This is a genomic window from Brevibacterium sp. SIMBA_078 (genome assembly GCF_046534565.1).
Taxonomy (GTDB): Bacteria; Actinomycetota; Actinomycetes; order Actinomycetales; family Brevibacteriaceae; genus Brevibacterium.
The window spans coordinates 1-273 of sequence record NZ_JAWRYQ010000207.1; the positions used below are offsets into that span (position 1 = coordinate 1).

Genomic DNA, 273 nt, shown 5'->3' on the forward strand with positions numbered 1-273 from the left:
GGCGAAGTTCGAAACCAAAACTTGAGCCCCACCAACTCAGCCAAGATCATATCGGACTCTGTTTTCGCCAGGCAGGGAATCGCGCCCGGCCCACTATGAGTTCAGAAAGCTCTTTTGAAATTCCGGTGGAGGATGACAGTGGTCTTGCCAGACGCGTTGGATGCGGATCGGTGTCAATGGCCGAAAGTGCTGCGCTGATTGACGGTACTGCACTGTCGAAAACCGGGATATCGTGACGTGGTTGTAGACGTTCGGCCATACCGACAATAGCCG

Annotated in this window: 1 protein-coding gene; it reads right to left on the reverse strand. The window is 54.2% G+C overall.

Annotation, left to right across the window (positions count from 1 at the left end; all coding sequences use genetic code 11):
- Positions 1 to 46: 46 nt before the first annotated feature.
- Positions 47 to 273: hypothetical protein (locus SB749_RS19460; protein WP_410711754.1), on the reverse strand; the 227-nt coding region annotated here is incomplete at its 5' end.